Origin of the sequence: Candidatus Accumulibacter sp. ACC012, from assembly GCF_907163155.1 — a bacterium.
GTDB classification, from domain to species: domain Bacteria; phylum Pseudomonadota; class Gammaproteobacteria; order Burkholderiales; family Rhodocyclaceae; genus Accumulibacter; species Accumulibacter delftensis.
Map to the genome: position 1 here is coordinate 236760 of NZ_CAJQUC010000009.1, position 15727 is coordinate 252486.

Annotated in this window: 12 protein-coding genes and 1 pseudogene; all 13 read left to right on the forward strand. The window is 62.0% G+C overall.

Going from position 1 to position 15727, the window contains the following annotated elements; all coding sequences use genetic code 11:
* Positions 1-45: 45 nt before the first annotated feature.
* The 13 genes and pseudogenes from QZ648_RS11885 to QZ648_RS11945 all read left to right on the forward strand — a co-directional run bounded on the left by QZ648_RS11885 (position 46) and on the right by QZ648_RS11945 (position 15603).
* A complete protein-coding gene (locus tag QZ648_RS11885; RefSeq protein ID WP_291997160.1) occupies positions 46-1071 on the forward strand; it encodes a DMT family transporter in 1026 nt (341 codons plus the stop codon).
* Between the two features lie 106 nt (positions 1072-1177).
* On the forward strand, positions 1178-1780 hold the full coding sequence (locus QZ648_RS11890) for a LemA family protein (RefSeq protein WP_291997161.1): 603 nt from the start codon (positions 1178-1180) through the stop codon (positions 1778-1780).
* 30 nt (positions 1781-1810) lie between these two features.
* Complete coding sequence (locus tag QZ648_RS11895) at positions 1811-3769, forward strand: M48 family metallopeptidase (protein WP_291997162.1); 1959 nt, start codon at positions 1811-1813, stop codon at positions 3767-3769.
* Positions 3770-3912: 143 nt separating this feature from the next.
* Positions 3913-4050 (forward strand): annotated as a pseudogene (locus QZ648_RS11900) (copper-transporting ATPase); the annotation flags it as partial.
* 333 nt (positions 4051-4383) lie between these two features.
* On the forward strand, positions 4384-5853 hold the full coding sequence (locus QZ648_RS11905) for a transposase (protein ID WP_291997163.1): 1470 nt from the start codon (positions 4384-4386) through the stop codon (positions 5851-5853).
* A gap of 257 nt (positions 5854-6110) precedes the next feature.
* Positions 6111-6380 (forward strand): metal-sensing transcriptional repressor, encoded by a 270-nt coding sequence (locus tag QZ648_RS11910; protein WP_169068363.1) that lies wholly within the window; start codon positions 6111-6113, stop codon positions 6378-6380.
* A gap of 10 nt (positions 6381-6390) precedes the next feature.
* The gene (locus QZ648_RS11915) at positions 6391-7503 is read left to right on the forward strand and encodes a nickel/cobalt efflux protein RcnA (RefSeq protein ID WP_169068364.1); all 1113 of its coding nucleotides are present in this window, start codon (positions 6391-6393) and stop codon (positions 7501-7503) included.
* A gap of 313 nt (positions 7504-7816) precedes the next feature.
* Complete coding sequence (locus tag QZ648_RS11920) at positions 7817-8209, forward strand: CzcE family metal-binding protein (RefSeq protein WP_169068365.1); 393 nt, start codon at positions 7817-7819, stop codon at positions 8207-8209.
* Positions 8210-8333: 124 nt separating this feature from the next.
* Complete coding sequence (locus QZ648_RS11925; protein ID WP_291997164.1) at positions 8334-8618, forward strand: CopK family periplasmic copper-binding protein; 285 nt, start codon at positions 8334-8336, stop codon at positions 8616-8618.
* A 542-nt stretch (positions 8619-9160) separates the two neighbouring features.
* Entirely contained in the window at positions 9161-9502 is a 342-nt protein-coding gene (locus tag QZ648_RS11930; protein ID WP_291997165.1) for a copper-binding protein, read from the forward strand.
* A gap of 80 nt (positions 9503-9582) precedes the next feature.
* Entirely contained in the window at positions 9583-10887 is a 1305-nt protein-coding gene (locus QZ648_RS11935; protein WP_291997166.1) for a TolC family protein, read from the forward strand.
* A complete protein-coding gene (locus QZ648_RS11940) occupies positions 10884-12443 on the forward strand; it encodes an efflux RND transporter periplasmic adaptor subunit (protein ID WP_291997167.1) in 1560 nt (519 codons plus the stop codon). The genes QZ648_RS11935 and QZ648_RS11940 overlap by 4 nt, the downstream gene beginning before the upstream one ends.
* A gap of 1 nt (position 12444) precedes the next feature.
* Positions 12445-15603, forward strand: coding sequence for an efflux RND transporter permease subunit (locus tag QZ648_RS11945; RefSeq protein ID WP_291997168.1), 3159 nt, complete (start codon positions 12445-12447; stop codon positions 15601-15603).
* The last annotated feature ends 124 nt before the right edge of the window (positions 15604-15727 follow it).

Consider the following 15727-nt stretch of genomic DNA (forward strand, 5'->3'; position numbering starts at 1 on the left):
GTATGCTCTCGATGGACGCCTATGACACCGCTGGCAATAACGCTCATGGCGAGACCCGACAACTGCCACCCCATGAACCGGGCGATGCGCTCCGGCGACTCGCGGCAAGCGCGTGCACCGGATCCGGTCGGGGCAGGCACCCTGTCCCACGGCAAGCAGGCGTGGTTGATGCTGGTCGTTATCGTGTCGATGGCGATCTGTTATCCGCTGATCAAGGTGGGCCTGGCACTCGCCCCGCCGCTGCATTTTGCGGCGCTACGCACCATCCTCGGCGGCCTCACCCTGGTACTCGTGCTGGCGATCCGACGCAAGCGGCTGTGGCCGCGGGCAAGCCTGGCCCGATGGATTTTGCCGCTCGGCGTCTTGGCGACGACGCTGACCTTCGGGACGATGTTTGCCGGCCCGGCCTACATCGGTGCCGGCCTCGCCGCGGTGCTGGGCAATACGCAGCCGCTGATCATCATCGTGCTGGCAGCGCTTTTCCTCGGCGAACGAATCAGTCTGAGCAAAGCGGCAGCCTTGCTGTTCGGGCTGGCCGGCGTCAGCTTGCTGGCACTCCCTGCCTGGCGTCAGACCGGCGGCAGCGATTTATTCGGGATCGTCCTGGCGCTTGGCTCGGCGTTCAGTGCCGCCGTCGCCAGCGTGATCATGAAGCGCCTGCGACCGGGCGAAGATCTGATGTCGCTGATCGCCTGGCAGTTGGTCGTCGGCGGTAGCTTGCTGTTCGCCGTGTCACTGTCCTTCGAAGTGTCGCAAGGCATCGTCTGGACGGGCACTTTCGTCGGCATTCTGCTCATCCTGGCGCTGGCCGGAACGGCATTGAGCACCTGGCTGTGGTTCTGGCTTCTGCAAAGGGCGGAGGCCGGTCGCCTGTCCTTGTATTTGTTTCTCGTGCCGGTCCTCGGGCTTTTCGCCGCGATGGACAGCTTTGGCGAACGTCTGGGTGCCTTACAGGCGGGTGGCGTCGCGTTGATTCTGCTGGCCGTGGTGTGGTCGATGTTCAAGGTCCGTACCGAGCCTGCCGCGTCTTTTCTGCCGCCTGCCACTCAAGCCGTTCGGCGCATGCAATGAGATGAGGAGTACACGGCGCCACGCACTTTCAACCCGCACCCGGATCAAGGCGCCTTGAAGCGCAATCCGGATTGCGATCACCGGACATCAACGTCAAGGGTAAAAAATGAATACGACACAGGTCATCATCGGCATCGTGGTCCTAATCGCACTGAGCGGTTTTTATGTGATCTCAATCTTCAACAAGCTGGTGACGCTCAAGAACCGCTACAAGAACGCCTTCGCGCAGATCGAAGTGCAGCTCAAGCGGCGCTACGACCTGATTCCCAATCTGGTCGAGACGGCCAAGGGATACCTCAAGCACGAACGCGAAACACTCGAATCGGTGATTTCGGCACGCAACGAAGCTTCCGGTAGCCTGGCCCGCGCGGCAGCAGCCCCCGGTGACGCTGCCGCGATGACGGGTCTGATGGGTGCCGAAAACCGCCTCTCCGGCGCAATGATGAGCATGAAGATGGTGATGGAAGCCTATCCCGACCTCAAGGCCAGTCAGAACATGATGCAGGTCAGCGAGGAATTGACGAGCACCGAAAACAAGGTCGCCTTCGCCCGCCAGGCATTCAACGATCAGGTGATGGCCTACAACGTCTTCAAGCAAACTTTCCCACCGGTTTTTTTCGCCACCATGTTCGGCCATGCGCAAGATGCCACATTGCTTGAATTCGAAGACAGCGCGACCATCCAGGCGGCGCCGAAGGTGTCGTTCTGAGCGCGCTTTCGTGATCCGCCTACTTCCGCGATGAACTTCTTCGAATCGCAGGAGCGGGTGCGCAAGAACACGACGCTGCTGGTCGTGTTGTTCGCCCTCGCCGTCGTGGCCTTGATCGTCATGGCCAATGTGTTGGTGATGCTGGTTTTCGGATTCATCAGCAGCACGCAGTTGCGCGATGGTCAGGCGCTCATCCGGCAAATGGACTGGGCGACATTCGCCGCGGTCGGTGCCGGCGTCTGCGCGGTGGTACTTGCCGGCAGCCTCTACAAGATGATCGCCTTGTCGGCCGGCGGCAAGATTGTTGCGGAGTCGCTGGGCGGACAACTGCTCGCGCAGAATTCGCAGGACCTGAATCAGCGCAAGCTGCTCAACGTCGTCGAGGAAATGGCCATCGCCTCGGGTACGCCGGTGCCGCCGGTGTACCTGCTGGCCGATGAACCGGGCATCAACGCCTTCGCCGCCGGCTTTTCGCCGCGCGACGCGGTGATCGGCGTCACTCAGGGCGCCATCGAGCGTCTGAACCGGGAGCAACTGCAGGGCGTCATCGCCCATGAGTTCAGCCATATCTTCAACGGCGATATGCGACTCAATATCCGCCTGATGGGCGTACTCAATGGCATCCTGGTGCTTGGCATCATCGGTTATTTCCTGTTGCGCGCGGCGCCGTTCTCCGGCCGCCGACGCGGCAACGACAAGGGTGGGGCCGGCATCCTGGCGCTTGCTCTGGGCTTGATGGCCATTGGTTTTGCCGGCACGTTTTTCGGCAACCTCATCAAGGCCGCGGTGAGCCGGCAGCGGGAATACCTGGCCGACGCCTCCGCAGTTCAGTTCACGCGCAACCCGAACGGCATTGCCGGAGCGCTGAAGAAGATCGGCGGTCTGGCCTACGGTTCGAGCGTGCGAAGTCCAGGCGCTGCCGCAGCCAGTCACGCTTTTTTTGCCAAAGGCATTTCGGGGTTCACGCAGTGGTTGTCCGCCACGCATCCACCGCTGGAGAAGCGCATCCGGCGTATCGATCCGCAATGGGACGGCTTGTTCGACGTTTCCGAATCACCCGCGGAATCTGCAATTGAACGCGAGTCCGGTATCGAGAACGCTGCGCAACACGCATCCGCCCGCAAGCGCGTCGGAAGCGTTGGCACCATGGCTGCGGGTTCCGTGGCCGCCGAGCTTATGGCGGTGATGGCGCAGGTCGGTCAGCCGCAGTCGCAGGCGGTCGATTACGCCCGCGCGCTGCTGGCGGAATTGCCCGCACCGATCCAGGACGCGGCGCGCGAACCCTACGGCGCGCGCGCCCTCGTTTATGGCCTGCTGCTCGACAAGGGGGAAGCGGTTCGCACGCGGCAATTGAACCAACTGCAGGCCTATGCCGACCCGGACGTTTTTGCATTGACCCGCGCCTTGATGTTGCCGCTCGATACGCTGGATGTCAGATTCCGCCTGCCGATCATCGATATCGCCATGCCCGCGCTCAAGCAGTTGTCCGCCGCGCAGTACCGGTCGTTCAAGGGCAATCTGCTTGCCCTGATCGCAATGGACGCCAGGGTCGACCTGATGGAGTGGTCGTTGCAGAAGATCCTCTTCCGGCATCTGGACAGCCAGTTTTTCAAGCATGCCCCGACGAAAGCGCGCTACGCCGATTTCGAGCAGCTGACGACGGAAGTCGGCCTTGTGCTGTCGGTGCTGGCGCATGCCGGCGCGGAGCGCGCTGGCGATGGTGACGCGCTGGGCGCTTTCCAGGCGTCACTGCGCGCGCTCGGGGCAGACGGACCGAGCTTATCGGCGATCGGTCAAATCGGCATCGCCGACCTCGATCGTGCGCTGGTCAAACTGGACGAACTGCAAGCGCCTGCCAAATCCCGATTCCTGACGGCCTGCGTCGCCGGCATCTGGCACGATCGGCGGGCAACCGCCGCCGAAATCGAGTTGCTACGGGCCTTTGCGAGTGTTCTGGATTGCCCGATACCGCCGAGTGTGGCGGCGTGAAGATAAACGCTTGAGCAGGATTACCAGGAGCTTGACCCGTGAGCAATACACAGGTCCAGGCTGGAAGCCATATCACGTGGAGAGGATTGCCATGAACACAAGCGCAAAGTCGCGATGGCCGGCGACGGCGTCAACAATACGTCGGCGTGCCGGTGGCTGCGGGCATCCTGTATCCCTTCCTGGGCACTCTCGTCTCACCCATCTTTGCCGCCGCAGCAATGAGTCTGTCGTCGATCTCGGTGATCAGCAACGCCTTGCGACTGCGCAGGATCTCTATCTGACCTAAGGGAGCAAGTGATGCCAATAGAAAGCAAAGTAGAAGACGTGGTGTGCGGCATGATGGTCGAGCCAGATCGTTTTCACTTCCGCTATCAGGAGGCATTTTCGCTCCTCGCAAACCCTTGCCACTGCTGGGTTGGAGACGGGCGAAGAAATCTTCTACCCCAGATTGGCGCCCGTTGTCGTGCCTTCAGCGGTTGTTTATGCATTGGCCATCAACTTTTACCCCACCACGAGATTTCTGGGGTAGAAGCGATAAATTCGCGCAATAACAGTCACTTAGGTGTCCCTGTTTATGGTATGATCATACTTTCCATCTGCCCGAGAGCGCCGCCATGGCCCATGGCCCATGGCCCATGGCCCATGTCCCGCAAGCCCGACTCTTCTCCTGGGAGGACGTTGAAAGCTGCTCCGATCTCGACCGCTTGTCGTTGGCGCTCGATTACCTGCCGGACGATGCGCTGATGCAGGCCCTCGAAGCGCGGCGGGCGAAGGGCCGAGACGACTATCCGGTGCAGGCGATGTGGAATGCCGTGATCGCCGGGGTGGTTTTCCAACATCCGAGCATCGCCTCGCTGCGACGGGAACTTGGCCGCAACCCGGCGCTGATGGATCGCTGTGGGTTTGAAATGCTTCCCGTGGCGAAGAAACCAGCGGTCGGTACCCACGTGATCCCCCTTGACCCCTATCTCGGCGTTCCGCCCGACGCCGCGTTTTCCCGCTTTCTGGCAAACCTGATCAAACTGGAAGCGGCCGGTGACTACACGAAGCAGATGCTGGCCTCGCTGCGGCAGAGTCTCTCCGAGGTATTGCCCGATTTCGGCCGCCACCTGGGCTTCGACGGCAAGGCGATCGAAAGCCACAGCACTGGACAGAAAGACCGCGAGACGAGCAAGACCTCCGATCCAGACGCGGACTGGGGCCACCACAAGACCTCGGGGATCGATGCAAACGGCAAAGCCTGGAGCAAGGTCAAGAGCTGGTTTGGCTATGGCTTGCACGTGATCGCGGACACGCACTACGAGTTGCCGGTCGCCGTCGTGGTGACTTGTGCATCGGCATCTGAATCCACGACCCTGCGCCAAATGATCGGCGAACTGTTCACCGAACAGCCGGTACTGGCCCAACGGTGTGAGGATTTCAGTGCCGACCGCGGGCTCGATGCCGGTGAAACGAAAGCTCTTCTGTGGGACACCTACCGTATTCGGCCACTGATCGACACGCGCGAACTGTGGCGCGCAGAGAAGCAGGAGCCCGGCTTCGATCCGTCCAGCACGATTACCCGTCCGCTGTTTCCCGATCGCGCCGATACCATCGTCCATACCGAGATGGGCAATGTCCGCTGCTGTTGTCCGCAGACGGGTGAAGTGCGCGACCTGGTCTTTCAGGGCTTCGAAGCCGATCGGGACACGCTGAAGTACCGTTGCCCGGCGGCCTACGTCGGCAGTGTGTGCGCGGGCGCTGAGACCTGCCACGCTGCCGGCGACGTCAATCCCGGCGCCTTTGGCCGGGTCGTTCGCATCAAGATTACCGAGCAGGATCGCCGGATCTTCGTACCGACGCCCCATGGCAGCCCGAGCTGGCATCGGGGCTACAACCGGCGCACCGCACTGGAACGAATCAACAACCGTATCGACAACGGCTTCGGCTTTGAGCACCACTTCATCCGCGGCATAAACAAGATGAAACTGCGTGTCGGACTCGCCTTTGCGGTCATGCTCGCGATGGCGCTTGGGCACATCAAGCAGGGACGTGCTCACCAAATGCGCTCACTGGTCCAGACTCCACGACACGCCAGCGGTTAGCGCTACGACGCGACTCCCACCCACCCGGCACACCCTACCGCGATTCTCCAGCGGGGACGGCGGCCGCCCAAGGATCGCAAAAACCGGAAAAACCCGGGCGCCGCCAACGAAAAACCAGCGACGCCTCGCCCCTTCCGCTGCCGGCACGCTGATGTCGTCGCCAAAAATCCAAAAGACATATTTGATGCGCTGGAAAATCGACACAGCGAAAATGTCTCAGCTTGACAAATCCTATCCTCCAGGATAGGATAAAAGGTATGAGCACGCACACTTCCCATCCAGAGATCATCAAGCGCCTGAAACGGGCTGAAGGCCACCTCAGGAGCACCATCGCCATGCTTGAGGACAGCCGTGACTGTCTGGCGATCGCCCAGCAACTGCAGGCCGTCGAAAGCGCAGTCGGCAATGCCAAGAAGACGCTGGTGCACGACCACATCGACCACTGCCTTGAACAAGCAGTACGCGACGCGCCGCAAAGCGCGGAAGAGACTATCCGCGAGTTCAAAGCCATCACCAAATATCTCTGAAGGAAACACGATGACCAGTTTTTCCACCCTGCTGGCGCAGGGCGCGGGAAACGCCTGGCTGTTTATCCCGAGTGCGATCTTGCTCGGCGGCCTGCACGGCCTCGAACCAGGCCACTCCAAGACCATGATGGCCGCTTTCATTGTTGCGATTCGTGGCACGGTAGGGCAAGCCGTTCTGCTCGGGGTATCGGCGACGATTTCACACACAGCTGTGGTGTGGGTGATCGCGCTTGGCGGCATGTACTTCGGCCAGAAATGGGACGCGGAAACCAGTGAGCCCTATCTGCAGGTGGCGTCCGCCTTGGTGATCATCGGCGTTGCTCTCTGGATGATCTGGCGGAACTGGCGACAACAGCAGCTTGCCGAGCAGGACCACGATCATCATCATGACGACAGCAAACGCATCGATACCGGCCACGGCGTGGTACGCCTGGATGTGTTCGAGGACGGCGTGCCGCCGCGCTTCCGTTTGTTCGCGAAAAGCGGGCACGGCCACACCTGGACAGCCGATCAGGTGAGGATCGAGACCGAACGGCCAGACGGTAGCTGCCAATCCTTCCGGTTCGTGCAGCGCGACGGCTTTGTGGAGTCGGAGCAGGAAGTTCCCGAGCCGCACGAATTCGTGGCTCGTCTGCGCCTGGGTCACGAGCACCACAGCCACGATTATGACGTCGAGTTCGTCGAGCACGACCACCAGCACCACGCCATCAAGGACTACGAGGGGCTGGACGTGTCAGCTCCAGGATACCAAGATCCGCACGAACTGGCGCATGCCAACGATATCCGCCACCGTTTCACCAATCGGGAAGTGACGACCGGGCAGATCGTCATGTTCGGGCTGACTGGCGGGCTGATTCCCTGTCCCGCCTCGATTACCGTGCTGTTGCTGTGCTTGCAACTGAAGGAGATCACCCTCGGTGCGACCCTGGTGCTGAGCTTCAGTATCGGCTTGGCCTTGACGATGGTGCTTTCCGGCACCTTGGCAGCCTTGAGCGTGAAACACGTTTCCAGGCGATGGAGCGGTTTCGGCAAGTTTGCGCGGAGAGCACCGTATTTCTCTGCTGCGCTCATCCTTCTCGTTGGTCTTTACGTTGGCTACCAAGGCCTGAAAGCACTGGCCTGACGAGTAGGTTGCCCGCCCCCACATGCCATGCATCATCTGCATGGTGTGCTTCAGGGCGGCCCAGCGTTCCTCCTTCAGCTTCTTCCGCGCCCAGGGAGGCTGAGCCTCTGGCGGATCTTGCCGATCTGCTTCTGCATCTTTTTCATGTTCTCCAGCACTTGCTCTCCGTCGCACACCCCAGGTTCGGTGACAGAACTCTGACCAAAATGTAACTGCCCGGTCAGTAGTCTGTTGGCATGCACATTCTAAGATGGCATCAGCGTCGGATGAGGACTGTCCGGCGTAATCAACCCGATGTCAAAAGGAGAACAGCATGAGGAACAAGTTCGCGAAACTGGCGCTGATAGTGGCCGCGAGCGCCGTCGGTACAACGACTGCGTTTGCCCACCAGGATTACTCGGAAACGCAGATCGATCACTGGCTTTCGCACGTCTCGGAATCCGGCGGCCAGCCGACTGCCAAGCAGCTCGCCCCCTTTGGTTACAGCTCTTCCGCACTCGCTTCACGGGAGCTGCAAATCGATGCTGCTAGCAAGGTCCTGAACGTTACGCGCTTCGAAACCGTGCGCCTCAACGCCGGCGGAAAGAGCGTCACCTGGACGTTCGATACGGTAGGGACCTCACCGTTTTCGCTTTCAAACGTCGTTGCCGGCGCCGATGGTGTGACGGTGTACGTGAGCGAGAGTCCAGATCGTCTGGGCGGATGACACAGGTCCAGGAGCAAAGAAGCCAACCGGGGATGATGCGCATTTCATTGCCCGGGCGCACTACTCGAAGTAGCTCACGAAACATCCATGCAATGCTTATTGCATCAACTCCAGGAGAAAGAAAATGTTAAAAAATCTGTTAATGGCCGTCGTACTGACTGGCGTTACCGTAGCCGCCAATGCCGACGATGCTGCGCGTGCGCAAGCTGAAAAGGTGATCTCGATGAAGGACGGATCGACGGTCTTCATCTTCAAGGGCGGAAAGATGGCCATGGAAGACAAATACGGTCGCGCCACGCGCATGGACGAGGGCAAAGTGATGGAAACCACGGACGGCCAGAAGATCATCATGCACGGCGACGAAGTCAGTCGCCTCAGCCCACTTCTCAAGGAGCATAAAGGCCCTTGAGCGACAGCTGAACCTTTCGAAGCCTTGTCGCCGATTCTGACGACACGCGACATCAGACCAAACGAACGCTGGTCGTAGCGAATGGGATCGACATGATCTGCAGGCTTCTTGATCAGAGAGCTTAGGCCACTCGTTCCGCGCCTGTTCGCACGAGCACTTCGGTCGTGGCGGCGCTGCGGATATCATCTGGCGAAGGCCAGATACCGCGGCGTCTTCCGCTTGGGCAAAGCCGGTAGAAGTACTAAGCGGCGTACCAACACAAGCGAAGGCGGACCAGGAACGGAGGCTCAGCGCGAAGATCCGCAGGAAGCCGGCCCGCAGCCGAACACGCAGGCAAGTGAGGTACAGTCCCTGACGTGCATGACGGGGCTCAATGATGAAGCACCATTACACGAATGTAATCTATAGGTCAGCTTGTTGAGCGGATGCAATAGGTATCATTTGCGGCCTTGGCCACCGTGAATGCAGTTGCTGTGACATGTTTGTGCAAGACTGAAACTCAGCGCCTATCGACCCCCGATCATCTACCCACAGGATCCGCCATGAAACCTTTGTTTCCCGTCATTTCCCTGCTTGCCCTAGCCCTTGCCAACCCGGTGTTTGCCGCCGCTGAGCACGATTCTCATCATCCGGCGGGCAGCGGCGCCGCTAGCGTCAAGGCGGCAGCATCTGAAGGCACCGTCAAGAAAATAGACAAGGCTGCTGGCAAGATCACCATCAAACATGGCCCGCTGGCCAGTTTGAACATGCCGCCGATGACCATGGTCTTCCGTGTCAGTGACCCGGCGATGCTCGATCAGGTCAAGGCGGGCGAGAAGGTGAGTTTCACTGCGGAGAATGTCGGCGACGCCTTGACGGTCACCGCACTCGAGCCCGCGAAGTAGTTTCCTTTCTCCCCCCCTACGGGAGCAGCGTGCTTCGTGAGTCGCGTAGGCGACTTTCACATTAACCGGATTCCCGACAGATGATGCTTTCCACGCCAAGCGCGCTCACGGCACGCCTTGCTGCGGCCGGCTGTGTGCTGCTTGCGCTCGTGCTAGCCAACGCGCCGGCTTACGCGCAGGGCCCACTCGCCCCGCCGCTGGGTGCTTCGCTCAGCGGCTTGCTGAGCTACGCCCGCGAGCACAATCCCGAGCTGAGTGTCCGCAAATTCGAGGCGGAAGCGGCACGGGAACGGGTCGAGCCGGCTGCGGCGCTGCCCGATCCGCGTTTCGAGCTCGAACTGATGGACTTCACCAATACCGTGAATTCCGAACGTGCGCCCTCGCTGCTGCCGGGGCAGGTGGGCAATACCCGCTACCGGGTCGTCCAGCCGCTGCCGTTCTGGGGCAAGCGCGAGCTGCGCGGTGAAGTCGCCGAGGCGCTCGCCGAGCAGGTCGAGACCCTGCAGGACGGCACCGTGCTGGAGGTCGAGAACCGCATCAAGACCGCCTACGCCAGGCAGTTCCAGGCCTCCGGCCAGATCCGCATCCTTCGTGAGACCCTGTCGCTGCTCGACGCTATCGAGCAGCTGGTGCTGACCCGCTACGGCGTCGGTCTGGTACCGCAGCAGGACGCCCTGCGGGCCCAGAGCGAACTGACCAGCGTCAAGATCGATCTCGTCGAAGCCGAACGTCGCAAGCGCGACAATGCCGCCAAGCTCAATGCCCTGTTGGCGCGCGATGGCGATGCCCCGCTGGCCGAGCCCGCGCAACTGCCGCCAGCCCCCGCCAGAATTTCCTACCAGAGCCTGCTCGAACAGATCCGCACGCGCTCGCCAGAGGTCTCACGCGAACGTTTCGGCGTCGTTGCCGCACAAAAGAGTCGCGAGCTGACCTGGTTGAACCGCTATCCGGACTTCGCCGTCGGCCTGACCAATAACCGCCCCTACAATGCGTCGGACAACTGGGAAGTGATGGTCGGAGTGACCATTCCGCTGCAACAGTCGTCCCGGCGCGCCCAGGAGCGCGAGGCAGAACGCCGCCTGGACGCCGCGCAGACGCGTGTGCTGGCCGCTGAAACGCGCCTCGCCGGCCGGCTTGGCGAAACGCTTGCCGCTTTCGAGGCCAGCCGCGACAAGGCGCGCCTGCTGAAAAACACCTTGCTGCCGCAGGCCAGCGCCACTTTCGACGCGGCACAGTCCGGTTACGAAAGCGGCCGCGTCAACTTCAACACCCTGATCGACGCCGAGCGGCAGATCCTGCGCGCTCGCCTAGCCTTGCTCGACGCCGACGTGGAAACGGCCGTTCGCCTCGCCGAACTCGAATTGCTGACCGGAGAAGCGCTGTGAACCGCAGTCTCAAATTTACCCTGGCAGTCGCCGTGATCGCCACCATCGCCGCCGCCCTTGGAGCCGGCTACTGGTTCGGCAGGCAGCAGCCGGCCGCTGCGTCGACCATGGCAATGGCCGACGCAGCCAGCGGCGATACCGCCGCCTCTCCCTCACCAGCCGGCAAGAACGAACGCAAGCTCCTCTACTACCGCAATCCGATGGGCTTGCCCGATACCTCGCCCGAGCCGAAGAAAGACTCGATGGGCATGGACTACATCGCAGTCTACGAAGACGACGCACCCGACGACAGCGGCGCCGTCAAGGTCAGCCCGGCGCGTATCCAGACCCTCGGCGTCAAGACCGCCCGTGCCGAGGAACGCACCCTGGACGCGGCCTTGCGCACCGTCGGCCGGGTAGAGGTCGACGAGCGCCGGATTCACGACGTTGCGCCACGCTTCGAAGGCTGGATCGAACGGCTGCAGGTGAGCGCTACCGGTGATCCGGTGAGCAAGGGACAGGCACTGTTCTCGGTCTATAGCCCGGAGCTGGTCTCCGCCCAGAAGGAATTGCGCATCGCCGAGACGCTCGAGCAGAGCGCCGGCAATGCCGATCCGGTAGCCCGCGAGGGCGCCCGCCGCCTTGCCGAAGCCGCTCGCGAACGGCTGCGCAACTGGAAGGTTGCGGGCGCGGCCGGTTCGCAGAACGCGCTGGTCACCTTCTCCTCGCCGGCCACCGGCGTGGTACTCGAAAAGAAGGCCATCGAAGGGATGCGTTTCATGGCCGGAACGGTCATCTATCGTATCGCCGACCTGTCCACCGTCTGGGTGATCGCCGATGTCTACGAACAGGATCTGGCCCGGGTCAAGCTCGGCGAAAGCGCGCAGGTGATCATCGACGCCTTTCCGGGACATCCCTTCGAAGCCAAAGTCACCTACCTCTATCCGACGCTCAACGCCGCGACACGCACCACTCCGGTCAGGCTCGAACTAAAAAACCACGACGGGATGCTGCGTTCGGGCATGTTCGCGCACGTCGAGATCGCCACCGCGGGTAAGGCTGCACGCCTGACCGTGCCGCCATCGGCAGTGATCGACACCGGCGACCGCCAGGTGGTCCTGCTCGTGCTGGGCGAGGGCAAATACAAACCACAGGCCGTGAAGATCGGTCTGCGCGGACGCGAGGCGGTCGAGATTCTCGAAGGCATTCAGGTCGGCGACGAAGTAGTCACCGCGGCCAACTTCCTGATCGACGCGGAAAGCAACCTCAAGGCGGCCTTGTCGACCTTCACCGCACCACAGTCGGCAGAATCGGCCAAAGCGGTGGCGAAACTGTACCAGGCGCAGGGCTCGATTGATTCACTGGACATCGCGTCGAACACCGCGTCGGTTACGCACGAGCCGATTCCAGCACTGCAGTGGCCGGCGATGACCATGGAGTTCGGGCTGGCGAGTCCCGAGGTCGCCAAAGGGGTGCCACCCGGCGCGCCGATGCACTTCGAGTTCGAGGACCGGGGCGACGGCGAGTTCGTGATCACCCGCATCGAGAAGGCCACCGCCAAGCACGAGGGCCACTGAGATGCTCGATCGGCTGATTGAATGGTCGGCGCGCAACGTCTTCCTGGTGTTGCTGGCCACCCTGGCGGTGGTCGCCGGCGGCATCTATGCGGTCAAGAAAACGCCGCTCGACGCCTTGCCGGATCTTTCCGACGTGCAGGTGATCGTGTTCACCCCCTACGCCGGGCAGGCGCCGAAGGTCGTCGAGGATCAGGTGACCTATCCGCTGACCACGGCCATGCTGGCGGTGCCGAAAGCCAAGGTGGTGCGCGGCTTCTCGATGTTCGGCGCCTCCTACGTCTATGTGATCTTCGAAGACGGCACCGACATCTACTGGGCGCGCTCGCGGGTACTGGAATATCTGAGTTCCGTACAGGGCAACCTGCCGCAAGGCGTTTCGCCACAGATCGGGCCCGACGCCACCGGCGTCGGCTGGGTCTTCCAGTATGCGCTGACCGGCAAGGATCAATCGCTGGCCGACTTGCGCAGCGTGCAGGACTGGTACGTCCGCTACCAGCTGACCAAGGCCGGTGGCGTCGCCGAAGTGGCCAGCGTCGGTGGCTTCGTCAAGGAATATCAGGTCATCGTCGACCCGCACCGGCTGGCCAGCTATGGCGTTTCGCTGGCACGTCTGTCGCAGGTGATTCGCGAATCGAACCGCGACGTCGGCGGTCGCGTCGTCGAGCTGGCCGAGAAGGAATACATGGTGCGCGGGCTCGGCTACCTCAAGGGGGTCGCCGACATCGAGACGCTGGTGCTGAAGAGTGACGGCGGCACACCGGTGTTGGTGCGCGATGTCGCCCGCGTCGAGATCGTCCCGGCCGGACGGCGCGGGATCACCGAACTCAACGGCGAGGGCGAGGTGGTCTCGGGGATCGTCATGGCCCGCTTCGGCCAGAACGCGCTCGACGTGATCGCCAACGTCAAGGCCAAGATCGAGGAGTTGCTGCCGGGCCTGCCGGAGGGAACCGAGATCGTTCCCGTCTATGACCGTTCGAAACTGATCGAACGCGCCATCGACAACCTGAAATGGACCTTGCTCGAAGAAAGCCTGATCGTTGGTGCCGTCTGCGTGATCTTCCTGATGCACGTGCGCAGCGCGCTGGTGGCCATTCTGACTCTGCCGATCGGCATCCTGATTGCCTTCATCGCCATGCGTACGATGGGCATGGGTTCGAACATCATGAGTCTGGGCGGTATCGCGATCGCCATCGGGGCGATGGTCGATGCGGCGATCGTGATGATCGAGAACGCCCACAAGCGACTCGAACACCTGCCGTCGCACGCCACCAAACACGATCGCGCGGCGACCATGATCCGCGCCTGCAAGGAGGTCGGGCCGGCGCTCTTCTATTCGCTGCTGATCATCACCGTCTCTTTCCTGCCGGTGTTCACCCTCGAGGGTCAGGAAGGGCGGTTGTTCAGCCCCTTGGCCTTCACCAAGACCTTCGCCATGGCCGGCGCAGCGGTCCTGTCGGTGACGCTGGTGCCGGTGCTGATGATGTTCTTTATTCGCGGGCGGATCATGCCCGAGCAGAAGAATCCGGTGAACCGCTTCCTAATCTGGGTCTACCGGCCGATCATCCAGGCGGTGATGCGCCACAAGATCGTCACCCTGCTGCTGGCGGGCGTGGTGATGGCCGTCACCGTCTTTCCGGCCAGTCGCATCGGTTCGGAGTTCATGCCGACGCTCAACGAAGGCTCGCTGTTCTATATGCCGGCGTCGCTGCCGGGGATGTCGGTGACCGAAGCCGCGCGCCTGCTGCAGACCACCAACCGCATCATCAAGACCTTCCCCGAGGTCGAGTCGGTGTACGGCAAGGCAGGTCGCGCCGCCAGTGCCACCGACCCGGCACCGATGGAGATGTTCGAGACGGTGATCAATCTCAAGCCCGAGAAGGAGTGGCGCGCGGGCATGAACGTCGACAAGCTGATTGCCGAGATGGACGCCGCGCTCAAGTTTCCTGGCCTGGCCAATTCCTGGACGATGCCGATCAAGGCGCGCATCGACATGCTGTCCACCGGCATCCGTACGCCGGTCGGCGTGAAAGTCTTCGGCAAGGAGCTGGCGGTGATCGAGAAGGTCGCCCGCGAGATCGAACAGGCGGTGAAGGACGTTCCCGGCACCTCGAGTGCCTACGCCGAACGGGTCACCGGCGGCTATTACCTGGACATCACGCCGAAACGCGAGCAGCTGGCCCGCTACGGGATCACCGTCGGTGACTTTCAGCAGGTGATCGGCAGCGCGCTCGGCGGCGCGGTGGTGACCACCGCCGTCGAAGGCCTCGAACGCTACAACGTGACCGTGCGCTACCCGCGCGCCCTGCGCGACGATCCGCAACGCATCGCCAATGAGGTTTTCGTGCCCAGCCAGGCGGGAATGATCCCGCTCGGCCAACTGGCGAGCATCGAACTGCGCAATGGCCCGCCGGGAATCAAGACCGAGAATGCGCTGCTCGCCGCTTACGTCTTCGTCGATATCCGTGATCGCGACGTCGGTTCCTACGTCAAGGATGCCCAGAAAGCCGTCGCCGACAAGGTCACTTTCCCGCCCGGCTATTACGCCACCTGGTCGGGGCAGTTTGAGTACATGGAGCGCGCCAAGTCCAAGCTCGCCCTCGTCGTACCGTTGACCCTGGCGATCATCTTCGTGCTGTTGTACCTCAATTTCCGGCGCCTGACCGAGACGCTGATCGTCATGCTCTCCGTTCCGTTCGCGCTGGTCGGTGGTATCTGGCTGATGTGGTGGCTGGGCTACAACATGAGCGTGGCAGTGGCGGTCGGCTTCATCGCACTGGCTGGCGTGGCCGCCGAAACCGGCGTGGTGATGCTCATCTACCTCGATCAGTCGTGGCAGGAAATCACCGCCAAACGCCGTGCCGAAGGGGTTGATCCGAGCGCCGCCGACCTCTACCACGCGATCATGGAAGGCGCCGTCGAACGCGTGCGGCCGAAGATGATGACAGTGGTGGCGATCATGGCTGGCCTGCTGCCGATCATGTGGTCGAGTGGCACCGGATCGGAGGTCATGAGTCGCATCGCCGCGCCGATGGTCGGTGGCATGGTCTCGTCGACAGTGCTGACGCTGTGTGTCATCCCGGCGCTGTATGCGTTGGTCAAGCAGTGGCAGTTGCGGCGGGAGTTGGCCAGGGCACCGGCATTACCATTGGAGACAAGCTGATTTTGGCGGGCGCTCAGGCGAAGGCGCTGCCATTCGCGTATGGCAGCCTCGTTGCGAGTAGTACCGCTGACGTTCCAGATGATCGCGGAACGCCACGAGACGACCGCAACGGCATCTCGGAAAG

Bases quoted from the DNA above. Each gene is read 5' to 3' on its own strand.
- QZ648_RS11935 (WP_291997166.1), top strand. From the start codon at position 9,583: ATGATGCTTTCCACGCCAAGCGCGCTCACGGCACGCCTTGCTGCGGCC.
- QZ648_RS11885 (WP_291997160.1), top strand. From the start codon at position 46: ATGGCGAGACCCGACAACTGCCACCCCATGAACCGGGCGATGCGCTCC.
- QZ648_RS11915 (WP_169068364.1), top strand. From the start codon at position 6,391: ATGACCAGTTTTTCCACCCTGCTGGCGCAGGGCGCGGGAAACGCCTGG.
- QZ648_RS11925 (WP_291997164.1), top strand. From the start codon at position 8,334: ATGTTAAAAAATCTGTTAATGGCCGTCGTACTGACTGGCGTTACCGTA.
- QZ648_RS11910 (WP_169068363.1), top strand. From the start codon at position 6,111: ATGAGCACGCACACTTCCCATCCAGAGATCATCAAGCGCCTGAAACGG.
- QZ648_RS11890 (WP_291997161.1), top strand. From the start codon at position 1,178: ATGAATACGACACAGGTCATCATCGGCATCGTGGTCCTAATCGCACTG.
- QZ648_RS11930 (WP_291997165.1), top strand. From the start codon at position 9,161: ATGAAACCTTTGTTTCCCGTCATTTCCCTGCTTGCCCTAGCCCTTGCC.
- QZ648_RS11895 (WP_291997162.1), top strand. From the start codon at position 1,811: ATGAACTTCTTCGAATCGCAGGAGCGGGTGCGCAAGAACACGACGCTG.
- QZ648_RS11945 (WP_291997168.1), top strand. From the start codon at position 12,445: ATGCTCGATCGGCTGATTGAATGGTCGGCGCGCAACGTCTTCCTGGTG.
- QZ648_RS11920 (WP_169068365.1), top strand. From the start codon at position 7,817: ATGAGGAACAAGTTCGCGAAACTGGCGCTGATAGTGGCCGCGAGCGCC.
- QZ648_RS11905 (WP_291997163.1), top strand. From the start codon at position 4,384: ATGGCCCATGGCCCATGGCCCATGGCCCATGTCCCGCAAGCCCGACTC.